This is a genomic window from Algimonas porphyrae (assembly GCF_041429795.1).
Classification (GTDB): domain Bacteria; phylum Pseudomonadota; class Alphaproteobacteria; order Caulobacterales; family Maricaulaceae; genus Litorimonas; species Litorimonas porphyrae.
In genome coordinates this window covers 2,488,874-2,505,626 of sequence record NZ_CP163424.1, presented here as the reverse complement: position 1 = coordinate 2,505,626, position 16,753 = coordinate 2,488,874, and the positions used below count along the sequence as shown (strand labels likewise).

The window sequence follows — 16,753 nt, the reverse complement described above, 5'->3', positions numbered from 1 at the left end:
GTATCATGAAACATTTACTGGCTGCGGCCACGATAGCTCTTCTCGCCAGCGGTGCCGCGCTCGCGCACGAAGACGACTATGACAAAAAACAGAAACGCGATGTGGTCATTGACCATGATCTGTCCGGTTTCACAGCCATCGATATTTCGGGTGTCTATGAGCTGAAGGTGACGCAAGGCGACAGGTTTTCTGTCCAGACGCGATCGACCAAGAAAGAGGCTGACCGGATGGAAATCCGGGTTCGCAACAACACGCTCTATCTCGAAACGGATAATGAGAAGGGTTCTCGAGGCTGGGGCGGCAACAACAATAACGGCGTCGAAGTGATCATCACCATGCCGCAGCTCGAAGAGCTGGACGTCGCCGGGATCGTGTCCGGTGAGGTCTCAGCCTTCTCGGGCGGAGATATCGATGTCGACGTGTCAGGTATTTCCAGCGTATCGTTGCGCGGGACGTGCGACACGCTCACCGTCGATCTCGCCGGGATGGGAGAGCTGGATGCACGTGAGCTGAAATGCCGCCACGTTGAAGCCGATATGGGCGGGATGGGCGAGATGTCGGTCTATGCCTCTGAGAGCATCGAAGCAGATGCGGAGGGCATGGGTTCGATCGAAGTCTACGGTGATCCGAAGACGCGCGACACGGACGACACTTTCCTGGCGAAAGTCAGATTCCGCTAACCGCGCAACTCTCCCAAGAGGGGAGATCAGGCATAAGAAAAGGCCCGGTGGAAGCCGGGCCTTTTTGTGTGTTCTGTCCTGGCCGACTAGCGGATCATGCAGGTTGTGGCACCGGAATAAGGGTCACGCGACGGAACCGTCCCAGCCGGGCAGTTGGCGTTGCCATAGCTGCTGCCGCCGACATAGGTCGTCGATCCTGTCGACTGGCCATAATAAGGTTGGCTGTAGCGAGGCTGAGAATAGGTGCGGTTGGAGCGGCGGTCGCCGATTACGGACCCGATCGTGCCGCCGACCAGACCGCCAATGACTGCCCCTTCCGTTCGGTTGCCGCTGCCCGCAATTTCACGACCTACAGCCGACCCGAGCGTGCCGCCAACAAGGCCGCCGACCACGAGCCCGGTATTGTTACGGGGCTGGACATAGCGCGGCTGCGAATAGCGAACCTGCGGCTGGCGGTAATAGGTCGGCTGGACATAGCGGGGCTGGTGATAGCGCGGCTGGACGTAGCGTGGCTGATGATAGCGCGGCTGTACGTAACGCGGCTGGTGATATGTGCGGTGATAGCGCGGCTGCTGGTACGTGCGTGGCTGATAATAGGTGCGCGGCTGATGATAGGTCCGCTGCGGCTGATAATATGACCCGGAATGGTAGCCGCGATTATTACTACGGCCGGCAATCGCAGCCCCGGCGACACCGCCGACGACCGCGCCCAGAACCGAGCCTTCCGTACGGGCGCCACTGCCGGCGACCTGACTGCCGATGACGGCGCCGACGCCTGCGCCAACCAGGCCGCTGACGACCTGATTATTATTCGAATTCTGATGGTAGTGCGTATAGCCGGTATTATGCGCCTGAGCCGAAGCCGGAAGAAGCGCCACAGCGCTGAGGGCGGCGAGCGCCGTTGCGAAAGTCTTGATCATGGGTCCTATCCCTCTTGCTGTTTCAAAAACCTGCCGTTCGCAATCGCGCCTGGCACTGAGCCTGATGATTGATCTTAACAAACCGTTAAAACCCGTCATCGTTCCATAAGCCGATGTGAAATGAACGAAGTCTGAACCCACCATTAAGCTTTGCCGATAGCAAAAAGCCCTGATCCGGAGATCAGGGCTTCATGAGCCGATCCGGCAACCCGATGGGGCAGGCTGCCAACTCGACCTGTCTCGCGCTTCCTACCAGCGACGGTCCTGATGGCGGGGTCGCGAATAAGGCTGACGGCGATTGTTCCACGCCCGTTTCACACGGCGGCGCTCATCCTTCAGATAGTCCAGCTCATAGCTGATCTCGTTCAGGCGGCGGTTGATCCACCGACCCCGCTCATAGCGGGCGCGATGTTTCAGGTCGCGCCGTTCATTGCGCAGCCGGTTGATGCGGCGATCAATCCGGCGCAGATCGCGATCATGCTGGCGGGACGAATAGCCCCTGTCGCGACGATCCCGATCCCGGTAGTTCCGGTCGCGATGGCGATAATCCCGGTCGCGATAGCCCCGATCCCGATGGCTGCGATACTGAACATCCTGATAGCCGGGCTGTCCGTAGCCGACGACAGGCGCCGATCCGATCAGGCGTCCATCACGATAGATGCGCCCATCTTTTTCGCAGTCGCTGGCACCGTCGCCGATAGCCGCACCGATGATGCCGCCAATGACGGCTCCGGCGATCGCGCCTTCGGTCTTGTCGCCACGACCAGCGATTTCTTCGCCGACAATGGTCCCGAGCGAGCCACCGATCAGACCACCGGCGATGGCCGCTTCCGTGTCTTTACATTTGCGATAGTCGCCCGCGAACGCGGCGGTCGGAAGGGCGAAAGCGGCTGCGGCCACAGTGACGGCAGCCAGGGTTTTCTTGAATGACTGTGTCATGCGAAACATCTCCTGGTTTGCTCGGGTCGGGGTGATTCCCGGGCCGATGAGATGTCTCTAGGGGGCGGCCTTTGAAGCGATGCTGAGCCTGACGTTCATGATCGGTTCAATAAAACTTAACGGCCTGTCAGGTCGCGCGGACGACCTGCGTGCCGCTGATCCGGTCATAGGGCGTGCGGCCCGAACCGATGAACAGGCTGATGATATAAAGGCCTGCGGCGGCCATCGATAGACACATGAGCGTGAGGCCGAGCGGTGTCGGTTCGCTGGCTGCGGGCAGCGGCATGCCGTGCCAGATCGCGGTATGAGCGACCTCCCACGGTAGAAACTTCACAAGGTTGCGCTGCATGATTTGCAATGGCGTGCCGTCCACCGTGAGGCCCAGCAACCGTTTACCGGGCGTCGCTTTCCGCCCGCGCGATTCCGATATAGTAAAATAAAGATAGACGGGCAGGGTCACCATCAGGAAGGCCTGCGCTTGCGCGATCCACCGATCCGCGCCCGTCCAGACATCCGGATCATTGATTCCGATAAGGCCCAGCATGGCGGCGCTGAAGATCAGTCCCAGCCACAGCAGGATGACAATATAATCGACCAGATAGGCCGCGATGCGTCGCAGACCCATCATTTGGGTTTCGCGACCCCATGCGCTTTGAAGAAGTCCGCCGCGTGATCCAGCGCTTCGCGTGCTTCGGGCAGCACGTCATCGAAGATTTGAAACACATGTGGCGTATGCGACCAGGCTTGAAGCGTCACCGGGCTGCCTGCCGCCAGAGCCTTGTTCACATAGCGCACAGCGTCGCCGTAAAGCATTTCTGTCGAACTAGCCTGAACGAGTGTTGGCGGAAGGTCTGACAGATCGGCGAACACCGGACTGACATCCGTGTCAGACGGATTCATCTGGATCGACTTCTTCAATGCAAGAAGAAGCAGTGTACGCGGTATTTTCAGCAGGGGGCGAAGCAGCGGTTGCAGCATCAGATCCGTTTCAAGGTTGTCCTTGAATGTCGGAGAGGCTGCCGTGGTGTCCGTACTCGGAGATAATGCAAAAATCGCATCGGGTTCACGCAGAGCATTGTCGCGCGCATAGTTGCTGATCATCAGGGTCAGATTACCGCCCGCACTATCGCCGGCCACGCCCAGTGCTTTGACGGGGGCTGGTCCGTCCGGGCCATTGTCCAGAATCCAGTGATAGGCGGCGCGCGAATCGGAAATGGCATCACGGCGCGAGTTTTCAGGCATGAGACGGTAATTTGGTGCGAAAACGGCACAGCCCGTCCGCTTTGCAAGATTGACGGTCAGGGGTCTGTGACTGATATCCGATCCAACCGTAAACGCCCCGCCGTGATAATAGAGAATGCGGCGATCCGGGTCGCAACCATCCACCAATGTCCAGCGGCCATGAATTTTGCGTCCTTCGACTTCGATCCAGTCATCGCGATAGTCGGCCTTCAGATCGGTCCGGGCCAGTCCGGCCTCATCAAACCGTTCGCGCTTGCCTTCCCATCCATTCATGGATCCAAGCCTGGTGCGTTCGGCTTGAGCCGGCTTGATGAAGTTTTCGACCAGATAGTCATTCACCTTCGCGATGCCGGGTGAGGCCGGGTCCGGATCACGAAACAAGGGGGGTGGCGCATCATATTTTTTCAGCGATGGTCCTGATAGCCGCTTGCGGATCAGGAAGACGGAGCCGCCCATTAGGGCCGCCGTTCCAAGGATAACTGGAAACATTAATTAGCTCCGATTTGAGCGCGGTGCATCAGGAAAGCATCCGCCAGGGTACAGGCAAGCATGGCTTCGGCGACAGGGACAGCGCGGATGCCGACGCAGGGATCATGGCGGCCGCGGGTCGAGACGTCGACCTCCTCGCCCTTTGCATTCACTGACCGGGTCGGCGTGAGCATGGAGGAAGTTGGTTTGATCGCGAGGCGCGCGACGATGGTGTTGCCATTACTGATTCCGCCGAGAATACCGCCCGAATGATTGGCCAGAAACATGATCCGGCCATCGTCATCCAGACGCATTTCGTCTGCATTATACGTGCCCTTGGCGCGTCCGGCGGCGAAGCCATCGCCGATCTCGACGCCCTTGACGGCGTTGATGCTCATCAGGCCTGCGGCGAGCTCCGTGTCGAGTTTGGCATAGACAGGTGAGCCCCAACCGGGCGGCACATCGTCAGCCTGGACTTCAACGATGGCTCCGACGGAATTGCCGTCCTTGCGGATGCTGTCGAGATAGCGCTCCCAGTCCTTTGCCGCGACCGGGTCGGGGCACCAGAGCGGATTGTCTGTAACGCTGTTCCAATCCCAGCGATCCCGATCAATATCCTGATCGCCGATCGAGATGACGGCGCCGCGAACCGTGACGCCGTCAATGATCTTTCGCGCAATCGCGCCGGCGGCGACCCGCGTTGCGGTTTCGCGTGCACTGGATCGCCCACCGCCGCGATAGTCGCGATGTCCATACTTGGCATCATAGGTATAGTCGGCATGACCGGGTCGGTAGCGGTCCTTGATTTCGGAATAATCCTTTGAGCGCTGATCCATATTGTCGATCATCAGGCTGATCGGCGTTCCGGTCGTCAGGCCTTCAAAGACGCCGGACAGAATACGGACCCGGTCCGGTTCTCGGCGCTGCGTCACGAAGCGCGATGTTCCCGGGCGGCGCGCATCGAGGTAAGGCTGGATGTCGGCTTCGCTGAGCGGAATGCGCGGCGGGCAGCCATCGATGACGCAGCCGATCGCCGGACCATGGGATTCTCCCCAGGTGGTTACGCGAAACAGGCGGCCATAGGTGTTGAATGACATACACCACGCTTAGCGGCTTCATTCTGCAAGGGCCAGCGATGGCGACCGGAATTATGGATGGGATCGCTGCATCAGGAACCATCTCACCGGCCATCAGTTGTTCTTACAGTCAATCGAGGAGAAACTTATGCGTAAACTGTTGATTATGACCGCACTGGGTCTGGGCGTTACGGCCTGTACAACGATGAACAAGGCCGACGACATGCGACTGTCGGAACTGTGCGAGGCGCGTTCCTTCGCCGTCTTTTTCGAAACGGGATCGTCAGATCTCGACAATGATGCTGAGGCGACACTTAGCGCCGTATCGAGCGCCTATGATGATTGCGATCTGTTCCGTCTGGAAGTGGTCGGTTACGCCGACAGTGTAGGCGAGAGCGAAGCCAATCTGGCCCTGTCCGACAGGCGTGCAGATGCTGTTCTGGCCGAACTGAATGATCGCGGCGTCATGGCCGACCGTGTGGCCATCGTGCCGATGGGCGAACGGACCATTCTGGATGATGAAGAACCGGATGCGTTCGAACGTCGCGTCGTCGTGACGCTGATCCCGGAATAAAGGTCCGGCATTGCAAACACTGGAAGGCGGGCCGTTGGCCCGCTTTTCGCGTTTACAGAATCAATGACCCGGCTGTGCGACTAGAAGCGGCGGCCCCCGGCGCGGACGCGCATGGATTGCGGTGCGGGCGGGATAAGTGTTTCGAAGGCTGACTTGGCCTGCATGAATGCGCCGATATTGGCGTAGGGACTGTCGGGGTGAAAAAACTTCGCCTTCTTACGCCATGCAGCCCGGATGTCCGCTTCGCGGGCATTCATAGGGCAGCCGAGAATGAGAAGCGCTTTCTGGCGAGTCATAAATCTTTCGATCCCACGTTGATAAAGTCTGTGCATTCAGGGTGAACCCTGTCTAAATCTGCCTGAAGAGAGTCAACGACCCGTCAAGGAACGTCGTTAACAAGCGATTGGTGAGCAAGAATATGTCCAAATCCATTCCCGCATCACCATCCGCGACCGATTATCTGAATGACGATACCGACCGGGACTTGGGCTGGATCGATGCGGATGATCCGATCGCTCTATTCGAGCATTGGCTCGCGCGGGCCGGGCAGACCGAACCGCATGATCCGCATGCCATGTCGGTAGCGACCGTCGATGCGGACGGGCAACCGGATGTGCGGATCGTTCTGCTGAAAGGCCTGACCACGCAAGGGTTCGACTTCTATTCCAACTCGGAATCGGCCAAAGGCCAGCAACTGGCCGAGGTTCCCCGCGCGGCGCTCTGCTTTCACTGGAAGAGCCTGCGTCGGCAGGTCCGGGTGCGGGGTCATGTCGAACGGGTCGGCCCCGAAGGGTCGGACGACTATTTTCAGAGCCGAGCGCGTGGATCGCAGATCTCGGCCTGGGCCTCGGATCAGTCACGCCCCGTCGAGGACCGCGATACGTTGATCGCTGAAATGGATGCAACGGAAGCGCGCTTCAAAGGACAGGCCGTGCCGCGACCCGAGCACTGGTTCGGTTACCGGCTCGTCCCGCGCGCTATCGAATTCTGGCAGGACGGCGCTTTCCGCCTGCATGACCGGATCCTGTTCAAAAGAAATGGCGATACGTGGGAGAAAACTCGTCTTTATCCTTAAGCGGGGTTAAAGCGCGCGCATGACACAAACACCGCACGATAAACCCGCCAATACGCCACCTGACCCCGATCATGAGCCGATCGTCACGGAAACCGCCGACCCGACCGTCTATGACAAAGCCCCGACTGAGCCCAAACTACATCTCATTCGCCGTTGGATTTTGCGGATCACGCTGGCGTTGACAATTCTGTCGCCGCTTGTCTTCATCCTGGCCGGGCTCGGGGCAAAGATCGGCCTCTGGTCGTGGCAATTCGGTCTCGGAACCCTGACCCGCGAGGTCGGACCGATCCTTCTGATTGCGACAGCCGTCATGGGCCTGATCGCCTTGCTGGCGGGATTGCTGATCAAGCCCCGCAAAGGATTGATTATCGCGATTTTCGCCCTGATCATACCTGTCATTGCCTTTGCCCAGCTAAGTGCGACCCGCGCCAAAGTCGCCAGCTTGCCCTTCATCCATGACATTACGACCGATACGCAGGACCCACCGGTCTTCGGGTCTGTCATCATGGCGGAACGCGACGCAACGGACGGTGTCAACACGGTGGATTATGCAGGGAAGCGCGCCCGCACGTCGGAGCGCGATTCCAATGGCGAGCCCGTAATGAAGCTCGTCTCCGCCCTGCAGACGCAGGCCTATCCCGAAATCCGGACTCTGGTGCTGAGCGAAGCGCCGGACGTGGCCTTCGGACGGGCCGAGCAGGTCGCGCGCAATATGGGCTGGACCATCAAGGAGACGGATCCGGCAGGCGGACGCATCGACGCCACGGCGGAAACCTTCTGGTATGGCTTCAAGGATGACGTCACCATCCGTCTGCGGCCTGCGCAAGGCGATGGAACGCGTGTCGATATCCGCTCGACCAGCCGCGTCGGCGGTTCGGATCTCGGAGCTAATGCCGAGCGGATCGGCAAGTTTCTCGATGCGATGACGGAGGGCTAGGCGGCCACCCTGTAGCTTTGGCGCAACCCGTCCGGGCCGGACGCTTCGACGCGACCGGTCTTGCGCATATGAATGAGGTGGGACAGCACGCTATGCGCCGCCGCCGGATGCAGCCGCTTGTCCACTGCCTTGTAGAGTTCCGCCACAATGGGTCCGATTTCGGTCAGGCCGGACTGGATCGCGCCCATGATCTGCGCCTCTCGTGCAAGCCGGTGGTCGATATAGGCCTTAACGAAGGGCCCCACCGCCGTGATAGCGGGGCCATGGGTGGGCAGGATCGTGTCGAAATCCATGTCGAGAATGCGCCGGAGCGATGCCAGATAGTCGCCCATATCCCCATCCGGCGGCGACACGACCGAGGTGCTCCAGCCCATAATGTGATCCCCTGAAAAAAGCGTATTTTCCTCTTTCAAGGCATAGCAGAGATGGTTGGATGTGTGGCCCGGCGTGTGGACGGCGCTCAGCGTCCAGTCGGGACCTTCGACCGTGTAGCCATCACGGATTTCGACATCCGGTTTGAACGACAGGTCATCGCCCGCTTCGAGTGGCATATGTGCGCCGTCACCGGCAGCGGGGTGTACGGAATAGCCATAGACTTTGCAGCCATGCCGGGCCGCCAGCGGTGCGGCGAGGGGACTATGGTCGAGATGGTGATGGGTCACGAAGACATGGCTGACGGTCTTGCCCGCCAGCGCTGCGTCCAATGCCGCCATGTGTTTCGGCGTCTCGGGGCCGGGGTCGATCACGCAGACCGTATCGCTGGCACCGATGATGAAGACGCCCGTACCCGTAAAGGTAAAGGGTCCGGGATTGTCGGCGATGACCCGCACGACCCGCTCGCTCAACTGCGCCGGAACGCCGTAATCGAAGTCAAAGTCGCGAATGAAGGGGATGGACGCCATTAACGGACCTTGGGTAACGGGGCCTTCAATTCCGCGCCGCGCGCCTGGGCGTCCTGTCGGATCGCGATCAGGGCTTGCACTTCCGGGCGTTGCATCAGAGCGGAAAGGGCTTCGAGGTCCTGTCCCGTCGAGGCCGTACCGGAGAGCAGTTCGTTGAACAGCTCTTCGCGCGATTTGGGTCGCGGAAAGCGTTCCAGACGGACGGCGGCATCCTCGTCCAGTCCGGCCAGGCGACGGGTTGCGCGCAAGGCTGTATCGAACCCGCCGAGTTCGTCGACCAGACCGCGCTCGAACGCCTGCTGTCCGGTCCAGACGCGGCCTTCAGCAATCTCGATCACGGCTTCACGGCTCATATTGCGGCCGGACGCGACTACGCCGACAAAGTCCTCATAGATCTGGTCCATTTCGGCCTGGTACCCGGCCAGCTGTGACTCCGTGAAGGGCGTGTCTATATTGTAGGCGCCCGCAAAATCACCGCCGATCTGGATCGCTTCCAGATTGTAGCCCGCCTTGGCGAATGTCTCTTCAAAGGCGATCTTGCCGCCGAAGACACCGATCGAACCGGTAATGGTCTGCGGCATGGCCACGATATGATCGGCCGGGGCGGCAATATAATAGCCGCCGCTGGCCGCATATTGACCCATGCTGATAATGACCGGTTTGTCCGCATCCTGCACGCGCCGGACGGCAGCCATGATCTGATCCGACGCGGCAGCTGACCCGCCGCCCGAACTGATCCGGAACAGAACGGCTTTGACATCATCATCGTCAAGAGCCGCGTCGAGCGCCGCCGCATAGGTTTCGCCGCCAATGCTGGTCGCCGCGGAGAACAGGCCGTCGCCGCCGCTCTTTCCGGGCAGGATCGAGCCCTGCGCCTCGATCAGTGCGATGACGGGCTTGCCGAAATTACCTTTCGGATCATAGTCTGCGATCGGCGTGAAGGTGATATCATCGTCTCCGACACGTTCGCGAATGCTGTCGCGTGCTTCTTCCAGATAGCCGAGACGGTCGATCAGACCGGCGGTCTTGGCGTCGGACGCATTGTGGGGCGCGGTCTCGAAAAGTTGCAGCAAGGTTGCGCGGTCGAGGCTGCGATCGGTCGCGATATTGTCGACGCTCTCATCGAAGATCGAGGTGAGCAGGCTTTCCATCGCTTCGCGATGTTCGGGCGTGAAGCCTTCTTCCGTGTAGCTGTTCACGGCATTCTTATAGGCACCGTGACGAATGAATTGCGGCTGCGCGCCGAGCAGCTCCATCGTGCCGCCGAGGAATTCAGACTGCGAATAGAGACCAGCCGTTGCAATCGACGTGCTGGCCTGTAGCCAGATTTCATCGGATGCACTGATCGCCTGGTAGGGAATCACGGAGGTGCTGCTGAGACCCTGCGCATGAGTGATGACGAATTTATCGGATGTCTTGAAGTCGATCAGGGCCAGTCGCAATTCTTCGGCGCTGGCTGGCGCAAGCCCGCCCGTTTCCCCGCGAATGAAGACGCCTTTGACACGCTTGTCGGTCTTCGCGCGGTCGAGGGCTCTGACGATACCCACCACGGATGCGGGGCTGTCGGAAAACAGGGTCGGTGCGACAGGCGCATCCAGCAGAGACAGTCTCAGATCGATCTCCAGCACGGTCGCCCGCGTGTCAGGCGGCGACGAACCGGCTGCAGCGGCGAGACCGGAAATCAGGATAACCAGCAGGAAGAAGAACACGAACAGCCCGATCACGACCGCTGCGATCGAAATGAAGAACACTTTGGTCCCACTAAGTCGTCGCTGTGGTGGTGTGTAGGTCGCTGGCGTGTTCACGTATGCTCGCTTTCGGCCGAAGCGCTTTTCCCGACAGGAAGAACGCTCGAGGCAAGATGTTTACCGTTAAACGATATGTCGCATGATTGATCCCATTTGCAAAGGGGATGACGCACACAAGGCTGTTATCAGAGTCTGCGTGGTTTTCGTCTGCACACCCATCGTCAGAATGGGGCTTGTGTAGCTGGGGTGTAACAGGTCTGCATTCGGTCGGAATTTGGCGTTGCCTTTTTCGGATCGCGCTCATAAAAGCCGCGCTCACCAGAGACGGGTGAGGGCCGAAAGGCCGATCTCACTCACGGATCGATGGGGTGTAGCCAAGTTGGTAAGGCAACGCTTTTTGGTAGCGTGTACCGCTGGTTCGAGTCCAGCCACCCCAGCCATCCCCTCTCTCTGAAAACCACGCCATTTTCAGTCTTTTGCTTCGAGTCGTTTCGCGCCGCACAGCCGTGACCGGTCGGTTTCCCAACCTGTCTGTCTTAAAGACTCGATAACTTTCTTGGAACTGATCTGACGACTCGCGCTTTCCTACTTTATGATTAATCCCGCCTGACGCGTGTGAGCGCGCCAGCATTCAACCTTTCAAACCGCGTCCCAACACATTCCTGTGAAAAACCTATGGAAAAAGCTTGAGACGAGTGCGAGGTAGTGATTGATTAAGAAAGGTCGCCCGTGTAGGCGACCGCTCGTTAAGGCTCGTCAGAAGCCGAGAGATATTGGAGGACGTGAGTGGTGCTATCTCAACCTGCCCGGCAACTTGCCCTGTGCACAGTTGCCTGTCTGGGAGTCTCCCTGAGTGCGATTATGGGTGTACCCGCCCAAGCTCAGGATCAGACAGTCCCGGTCTCCGTAGCCGAATATGAATCGGTTCTGGAGGAGATTACAGCTCGTCGTTCCAACCTTGCCCTCAGAGAATATTACCTCACGCAGCAGCAGGCCGAGATTGCGAGCCTGACGCAGCGGATCGAGGCCGCGCAGAATAATGACGCGTCCGAAGAGCTGATCCCGCTGGTTCGTACCATGGTCGCCGAGCTCGAAAAGGAAATGGTCGATGGCCTTCCCTTCCGGATCGAGCGTCGTTTTGGATTGCTGGATTCACTCCGCGAAGACCTTCAGGGCGACGGTCTGCTGGCCAGTGACATCTATCGTCGCGCCATGGAGTTGATCGGGACCGAGGTCGAATATGGCCTTCAAGTCGGTTCCTATACGGGCAATAATCCGATCAATCCCGGCACCCGTTTCGCGGCCTGCGAACAGAACGTCGAATCGGCTGAATGCGATCTCTCCGACGAACAGGAGCAGGCGCTTGAAAGCGGGGCCGTGCTGTTCGACCTGCGTGACCAGATCTATGATGGCAACTTCATTCATTATGGCCGCATGGCGTTGCTCTATCTGGAGCGGGATAGCTCCGAAGGTTATCGCTACAATGAAGACACCAAGGAGTGGGACGCTCTGTCCAACTCGGAACTTCTGGGACTGCGTCAGAATGTACGCATCGCCCGGGGTGAGTCGGCCATCAGCACGATGACGGCGCCCATCCGCAAGGGTGAACGTGCCGCGGACGCCAGTTAGGCGCGCTCGTGATGAAGGTGAAACGCAAAAATCGGGACAATAATATGAACCAGACCTGGAAGGACACCATGCTGATCAAATCCAACGCCAGGCGGGCCATGCTTGCCTGCGCTGCCGCGGCATTAGCCGTAACGGCAGCGATGCCGGCTCAGGCCCAGCTCGAATCTGCCCTCTCTGCGGCGCGCCAGTCCACGGCTTCGTCCGCGGCGGCGCAACGTCAGGTAAACGAAGCGGATGATGTCGCTGGCTCTGCGGTGCGTGAATATCGCGCCGTTCTTCAGCAGCTCGACAATACGAAGCTGTTTGTGGCCCAGCAGCAGATTTTCCTCGATAGTCAGACATCCGAGATCAACTCGGTGCGCAACCAGCTCGGCACGGTCGAGCAGATCAAGCAGGGCATGAGCCCGATGATGTTGCGCATGACGGTCGAGCTCGAAGATTCGATCCGAGCGGATGTGCCGTTCCGCCTGACAGAGCGCCTGGCGCGGGTTCAGCGGGTTCAGGCCGCGCTCGCCAATCCGGCCGTATCGCCTGCAGAGCAATATCGTCAGGTTCTGAATGCTTACAAGATCGAAGCGACTTATGGCTATTCAACGGAAAGCTATCAGGGTGTGCACCCGGAAGAGCCCGGAAATGTCGTCGATTTCATCCGCTTTGGCCGGACCTCCTACATCTTCCTCGACAAGCGTGATGACTCTGCGAAGCGTTATGACATGGGAAGCGGGTCCTGGGTTCAGCTCGACGAGGTCGATACCCGTCAGCTGCGTCAGACGATCCGCGTCGCCCGGGAGCAGGCGGCTCCGGAAGTCATCTATGCGCCTGTAATGGCCGCCAACTAATCGACAGGGAAACAAGACCATGAAATTCTTCAAATCCACCATGGCCGCCCTGATGGGATCGGCTCTTCTCGCTGCACCGGCTTCGGCGCAGATCAACTCAATCCAGGACCTGCTGAACCAGGTCCGGGCTGATTCCGCTCAACAGGAGCAGATCAATCAGCAGCGGATCCGCGACTTCGAATCCAATGCTTCACAGCAGACGGCCGAACTGAACCGGGCCCGCACGGAGCTCAGCAATCTCGAGGCCGAAGCTCGCCGCGTCGAACAGCGCTTCCAGGCCAACCAGAACCAGATCGATGCGCTGAAAGCGCAGCTGACTGCCGCTCAAGGTGAGTTCGGCGAAGTCTTTGGTCTCGCCCGCTCCATGGCTGGTGAATTCAAGTCGACGCTGGATCGTTCGCTGATCACGGCGCAAATGCCGAACCGCACACGCGTTCTCGGTGATGTCGCCAACTCCGACGCTCTGCCATCGACGTCCGACCTCAATGCTATCTGGCAGACCATGCTCGAAGAAATCCGCGAGCAGCGCGAAGTCGAAGCGTTCGATGCTCAGGTTGCCGGTCTTGACGGTCAGACATCCGTGACGCGCGTCGGTCCGTTCGTGGCTTTCACGACCAATGGCGGCGAGTTCCTGCAATATAACCCGCCTGTCGCCGATGGCGAAGACCTGCCGCTTCTGGCGCTTCTGCCGGCTCAGCCTGGCGGTGCGATCCAGTCTGCAGCTGATCGTCTGCTCGGTGCGGGTTCCGGAGAGGTCATCTATGCGCCGATCGATCCGACACGTGGTGAGCTGCTCAAGACCTTCGACCTGCGTCCTGGGCCATGGGAGCGCGCTCAGCAGGGTGGCGTTATCGGTAACATCATCATGCTGCTCGGTGCTATCACCGCGGTCCTCGGCATTCTGTTGATCGTCCGTCTGTTCCTGATCCGCATGGCGGTTGCCGGACAGAAGCGGAAGTCGCAGCCATCCAAGTCGAACGCACTGGGTCGTGTCATGCTCGCCTATGAAGGTGCTCGCAATGCCGATGCCGACACTGTTGAGCTGAAGCTGGACGAAGCCATTCTTCAGGAAAGCCCGAAACTCGAATTCGGCCTCAACTTCATCAAGCTGATCGCCGGTATCGCGCCGCTGATGGGTCTGCTGGGTACCGTGACCGGTATGATCCAGACCTTCCAAGCCATGATGATCTATGGTGCAGGTGATCCGCAGCTGATGGCTGGTGGTATCTCGGTCGCTCTTGTGACCACGATGTTGGGTCTGATCGTTGCGATCCCGCTGCTGATCATTCACAGCTTCGCAGCCTCTATGGCTCGCTCGGTCCAGGCGACACTGGAAGAGCAATCCGCCGGTATCGTGGCACGTCACGTCGAATCGCGCGGCGTCGGTGGTGCCCCGGTCACCAATATCTAGGGTTTTTCAGCCACCGTCCGGCTCGACCGGGCGGTGGCGACTATCCCGTCTGCCATCGGGCCTTGGCGTCCGGCGGCCTCGATAGACGACCCCGAAACGACGACCCCGAAAGGATATCCCAATGGGCAACATCATCGGCGGCCTTCAGAGCTTCCTCCAGCAGGGCGGACCCGTCCTGATCCCGATCGCGATCGTTATTTTCGCGATGTGGACCTTCATTCTCGAGCGCATCGCCTATTATCTGATCGCCCATAAGCCGATGAAAAATCGTCTGAAGGCGGAATGGGATGCCCGTACTGACCGCTCATCTTGGCGCGCCCTCGCAATTCGCGATGAAATGATCAGCCAGGTCAAGGAGCGGACCATTTCCAACGTCGCCCTGATCAAGACACTGGTTGCACTTGCCCCGCTGCTTGGCCTGCTCGGTACCGTGACCGGTATGATCGACGTATTCGATGTGCTGGCTTACTCCGGGTCCAGTTCGGCTCGCCTGATGGCTGGGGGCGTGTTCCGCGCCACAATTCCGACTATGGCCGGCATGATGGCGGCTCTGTCGGGGCTTTACTTCTCCACTGTCCTGCCGCGCTGGAGCGCGCGTGAGACTGCCCGCTTCGCCGACGATCTCGTCGTCGATCGCGGCGCCTACTAGGGAGGCCTGATCCATGAGACGCAATCGCCGCCGCAATAATGACGATGAAGCCGATGTCGATATGACACCGATGCTCGACATCGTTTTCATCATGTTGATCTTCTTCATCGTCACCGCTGTCTTTCTGGACGAAACGGGTGTCGATCTGACACAGCCGCCACCGCCGCCGGAAGATACGCCACCGCCGCCTAACAGCCCGCCCGCGATCACGGTCTATGTCGATGAGAACAGCCAGTGTTCCGTCGATCAGGTCCGGTCGACCTGCAATGGTGTCATGGCCCGCGTCGAGCGTCAGCTCGCCGACAAGCCCGGAGCCTCGGTCATTCTTCGCCTTCATCCCGAAGCCAAACATAATGTGCTCGTGCAGCTCAAGGATGGTCTGGACGGACGCGGCATGCAGTCGAAGATCGAAATCATAGAGGTTTCATAGAGGGGTGTTGACTGGGTCGGGTGCGTCAGAACTGTGCGTCGACCTTGCAAATGCTCCGATAATGATATAAGGTAACATTATGGCCCGTCGCTCACGCACCGTTATCGAGGATGAAGGCACAGAGTTGAATATGACGCCGATGCTCGACGTCGTCTTCATTCTGCTGATCTTCTTCATCGTGACGTCAGTCTTCGTCAAAACGCCCGGTCTTGAACCCTTCAAGCCCGAAGCGACGACGGATGTTGAGTGGAACCCGACCATTCTGGTTGCCGTCGACAGCTCATCCAATGTGTGGATCGACAAGCGTCCTTACAGGATCGAGGAGATTCGCCCGATTCTGACTGCGCTGCGGGACGAAACACCTAAGGCCAACGCGATCATCCAGGCAGACCGCAATGCGGATGTTGGAACCGTCATGGGGGTTCAGGAACTGTTCCAGGACCTCGGTGTCGAGACTCGCGTCGGTACGGAATAGGAAGGATTTGACATGAGTTTTCTTCGCTGGCTTGCCATTATCCCTGCGGCATTCGTGACGGTCGTCCTGTTCGTCCTCATGATGAGCCTCATCTCCGAGGAGTTCAAACCGGAAGACAAGCTCGATCTGGAAGCGTTCGAGATCAATCCGAAGGTTGAAGATCTGAAGATCCTCGAGCGTGAAACCAAGATCGCCGAGATCAAAAAGATCGAAACACCGCCACCACCGCCACAGATCGAACGTCAGAAAGCCGACCGCCCATCTGAACCAATCGCGGTCGTCGAAGGTGCAATCCCCGAATTTGAAGCCCCGACGATCGATCGTTCGCAGTTTCAGATTGCCGTGTCGGACCGCGACGCACAGCCTCTCGTCCGGATCCCGCCGCAAATGCCGGCCCGGGCCGAAAAGTCTGGCCATTGCCGGATGCGGTTCGACGTGTCGCCGGAAGGACAGCCTTTCAACATCCAGGCAACCTATTGCACGCAGGATCTGTTCCGCCGCAACTCGGTCCGTTCCGTGGAGCGCTGGAAGTATAACCCCAAGATTCAGGACGGACGTCCAATCGGTCGGAAGGGCGTGGAAACGAAGATCACGTTCCAGCTGGCCGATGAACGTGGGAACGTCATCCCGGAATAGGGGTTGCAATTCATGGCAGGCTTTCGAGCCTGCCTGCGGCGCTTCTGACAATACGCCGCGACCATGATGCTCTTATCGGCTGCGTTCCGGCGCCTTGAGATACGGGTATCCGAGAATAAACGG

Annotated in this window: 19 protein-coding genes and 1 tRNA gene; 12 read left to right on the top strand and 8 right to left on the bottom strand. The window is 59.2% G+C overall.

Annotated elements, in window-relative coordinates:
* Positions 1 to 5: 5 nt before the first annotated feature.
* The gene (locus AB6B39_RS12245) at positions 6 to 680 is read left to right on the top strand and encodes a head GIN domain-containing protein (protein ID WP_284369940.1); all 675 of its coding nucleotides are present in this window, start codon (positions 6 to 8) and stop codon (positions 678 to 680) included.
* Positions 681 to 766: 86 nt separating this feature from the next.
* On the opposite strand, the gene AB6B39_RS12240 is transcribed toward AB6B39_RS12245, so the two are convergent.
* The 5 genes from AB6B39_RS12240 to aroC all read right to left on the bottom strand — a co-directional run bounded on the left by AB6B39_RS12240 (position 767) and on the right by aroC (position 5,346).
* The gene (locus AB6B39_RS12240; protein WP_284369942.1) at positions 767 to 1,600 is read right to left on the bottom strand and encodes a glycine zipper 2TM domain-containing protein; all 834 of its coding nucleotides are present in this window, start codon (positions 1,598 to 1,600) and stop codon (positions 767 to 769) included.
* A gap of 249 nt (positions 1,601 to 1,849) precedes the next feature.
* Positions 1,850 to 2,539 (bottom strand): hypothetical protein, encoded by a 690-nt coding sequence (locus tag AB6B39_RS12235; protein ID WP_284369944.1) that lies wholly within the window; start codon positions 2,537 to 2,539, stop codon positions 1,850 to 1,852.
* A gap of 127 nt (positions 2,540 to 2,666) precedes the next feature.
* Positions 2,667 to 3,167 (bottom strand): RDD family protein, encoded by a 501-nt coding sequence (locus tag AB6B39_RS12230; protein ID WP_284369946.1) that lies wholly within the window; start codon positions 3,165 to 3,167, stop codon positions 2,667 to 2,669.
* Entirely contained in the window at positions 3,164 to 4,270 is a 1,107-nt protein-coding gene (locus AB6B39_RS12225; RefSeq protein WP_284369948.1) for an alpha/beta hydrolase, read from the bottom strand. The genes AB6B39_RS12230 and AB6B39_RS12225 overlap by 4 nt, the downstream gene beginning before the upstream one ends.
* Positions 4,270 to 5,346: a chorismate synthase gene (gene aroC, locus AB6B39_RS12220; protein ID WP_284369950.1), complete on the bottom strand. Its 1,077-nt coding sequence runs from the start codon at positions 5,344 to 5,346 to the stop codon at positions 4,270 to 4,272. The genes AB6B39_RS12225 and aroC overlap by 1 nt, the downstream gene beginning before the upstream one ends.
* A 127-nt stretch (positions 5,347 to 5,473) precedes the next feature.
* On the opposite strand from aroC, the gene AB6B39_RS12215 reads away from it, so the two are divergent.
* The gene (locus AB6B39_RS12215) at positions 5,474 to 5,899 is read left to right on the top strand and encodes an OmpA family protein (RefSeq protein ID WP_284369952.1); all 426 of its coding nucleotides are present in this window, start codon (positions 5,474 to 5,476) and stop codon (positions 5,897 to 5,899) included.
* An 80-nt stretch (positions 5,900 to 5,979) separates the two neighbouring features.
* Here AB6B39_RS12215 and AB6B39_RS12210 read toward each other — a convergent pair whose 3' ends face one another.
* Positions 5,980 to 6,195, bottom strand: a complete 216-nt coding sequence (locus tag AB6B39_RS12210; protein WP_284369954.1) for a DnaJ domain-containing protein — start codon at positions 6,193 to 6,195, stop codon at positions 5,980 to 5,982.
* 110 nt (positions 6,196 to 6,305) lie between these two features.
* Here AB6B39_RS12210 and pdxH point away from each other — a divergent pair, with 110 nt between their 5' ends.
* Positions 6,306 to 6,974 carry a pyridoxamine 5'-phosphate oxidase gene (gene pdxH, locus AB6B39_RS12205; RefSeq protein ID WP_371398601.1) on the top strand — a complete coding sequence of 223 codons (669 nt, stop codon included), beginning with the start codon at positions 6,306 to 6,308 and terminating at the stop codon, positions 6,972 to 6,974.
* A gap of 19 nt (positions 6,975 to 6,993) precedes the next feature.
* Entirely contained in the window at positions 6,994 to 7,911 is a 918-nt protein-coding gene (locus AB6B39_RS12200; RefSeq protein ID WP_284369958.1) for a DUF1499 domain-containing protein, read from the top strand.
* Here AB6B39_RS12200 and AB6B39_RS12195 read toward each other — a convergent pair.
* Both AB6B39_RS12195 and sppA read right to left on the bottom strand, forming a co-directional pair.
* Positions 7,908 to 8,813, bottom strand: coding sequence for an MBL fold metallo-hydrolase (locus AB6B39_RS12195; RefSeq protein ID WP_284369961.1), 906 nt, complete (start codon positions 8,811 to 8,813; stop codon positions 7,908 to 7,910). The two genes, AB6B39_RS12200 and AB6B39_RS12195, sit on opposite strands and share 4 nt — an antisense overlap.
* Positions 8,813 to 10,618, bottom strand: a complete 1,806-nt coding sequence (gene sppA, locus AB6B39_RS12190; protein ID WP_284369963.1) for a signal peptide peptidase SppA — start codon at positions 10,616 to 10,618, stop codon at positions 8,813 to 8,815. The genes AB6B39_RS12195 and sppA overlap by 1 nt, the downstream gene beginning before the upstream one ends.
* Positions 10,619 to 10,925: 307 nt before the next feature.
* Here sppA and AB6B39_RS12185 point away from each other — a divergent pair.
* From AB6B39_RS12185 to AB6B39_RS12150, 8 genes are all read left to right on the top strand, one after another.
* Positions 10,926 to 11,001 (top strand) — tRNA-Gln (locus AB6B39_RS12185).
* Positions 11,002 to 11,350: 349 nt separating this feature from the next.
* On the top strand, positions 11,351 to 12,190 hold the full coding sequence (locus AB6B39_RS12180) for a DUF3450 family protein (RefSeq protein ID WP_371398600.1): 840 nt from the start codon (positions 11,351 to 11,353) through the stop codon (positions 12,188 to 12,190).
* Positions 12,191 to 12,234: 44 nt separating this feature from the next.
* Positions 12,235 to 13,029: a DUF3450 domain-containing protein gene (locus AB6B39_RS12175; protein ID WP_284369967.1), complete on the top strand. Its 795-nt coding sequence runs from the start codon at positions 12,235 to 12,237 to the stop codon at positions 13,027 to 13,029.
* Between the two features lie 19 nt (positions 13,030 to 13,048).
* Positions 13,049 to 14,440 (top strand): MotA/TolQ/ExbB proton channel family protein, encoded by a 1,392-nt coding sequence (locus tag AB6B39_RS12170; protein WP_284369969.1) that lies wholly within the window; start codon positions 13,049 to 13,051, stop codon positions 14,438 to 14,440.
* 121 nt (positions 14,441 to 14,561) lie between these two features.
* Complete coding sequence (locus AB6B39_RS12165; protein ID WP_284369971.1) at positions 14,562 to 15,089, top strand: MotA/TolQ/ExbB proton channel family protein; 528 nt, start codon at positions 14,562 to 14,564, stop codon at positions 15,087 to 15,089.
* Positions 15,090 to 15,102: 13 nt separating this feature from the next.
* Positions 15,103 to 15,519 (top strand): ExbD/TolR family protein, encoded by a 417-nt coding sequence (locus AB6B39_RS12160; RefSeq protein WP_284369973.1) that lies wholly within the window; start codon positions 15,103 to 15,105, stop codon positions 15,517 to 15,519.
* A 79-nt stretch (positions 15,520 to 15,598) separates the two neighbouring features.
* Complete coding sequence (locus AB6B39_RS12155) at positions 15,599 to 15,994, top strand: ExbD/TolR family protein (RefSeq protein ID WP_284369975.1); 396 nt, start codon at positions 15,599 to 15,601, stop codon at positions 15,992 to 15,994.
* 12 nt (positions 15,995 to 16,006) lie between these two features.
* Positions 16,007 to 16,630: an energy transducer TonB gene (locus AB6B39_RS12150; RefSeq protein ID WP_284369977.1), complete on the top strand. Its 624-nt coding sequence runs from the start codon at positions 16,007 to 16,009 to the stop codon at positions 16,628 to 16,630.
* The last annotated feature ends 123 nt before the right edge of the window (positions 16,631 to 16,753 follow it).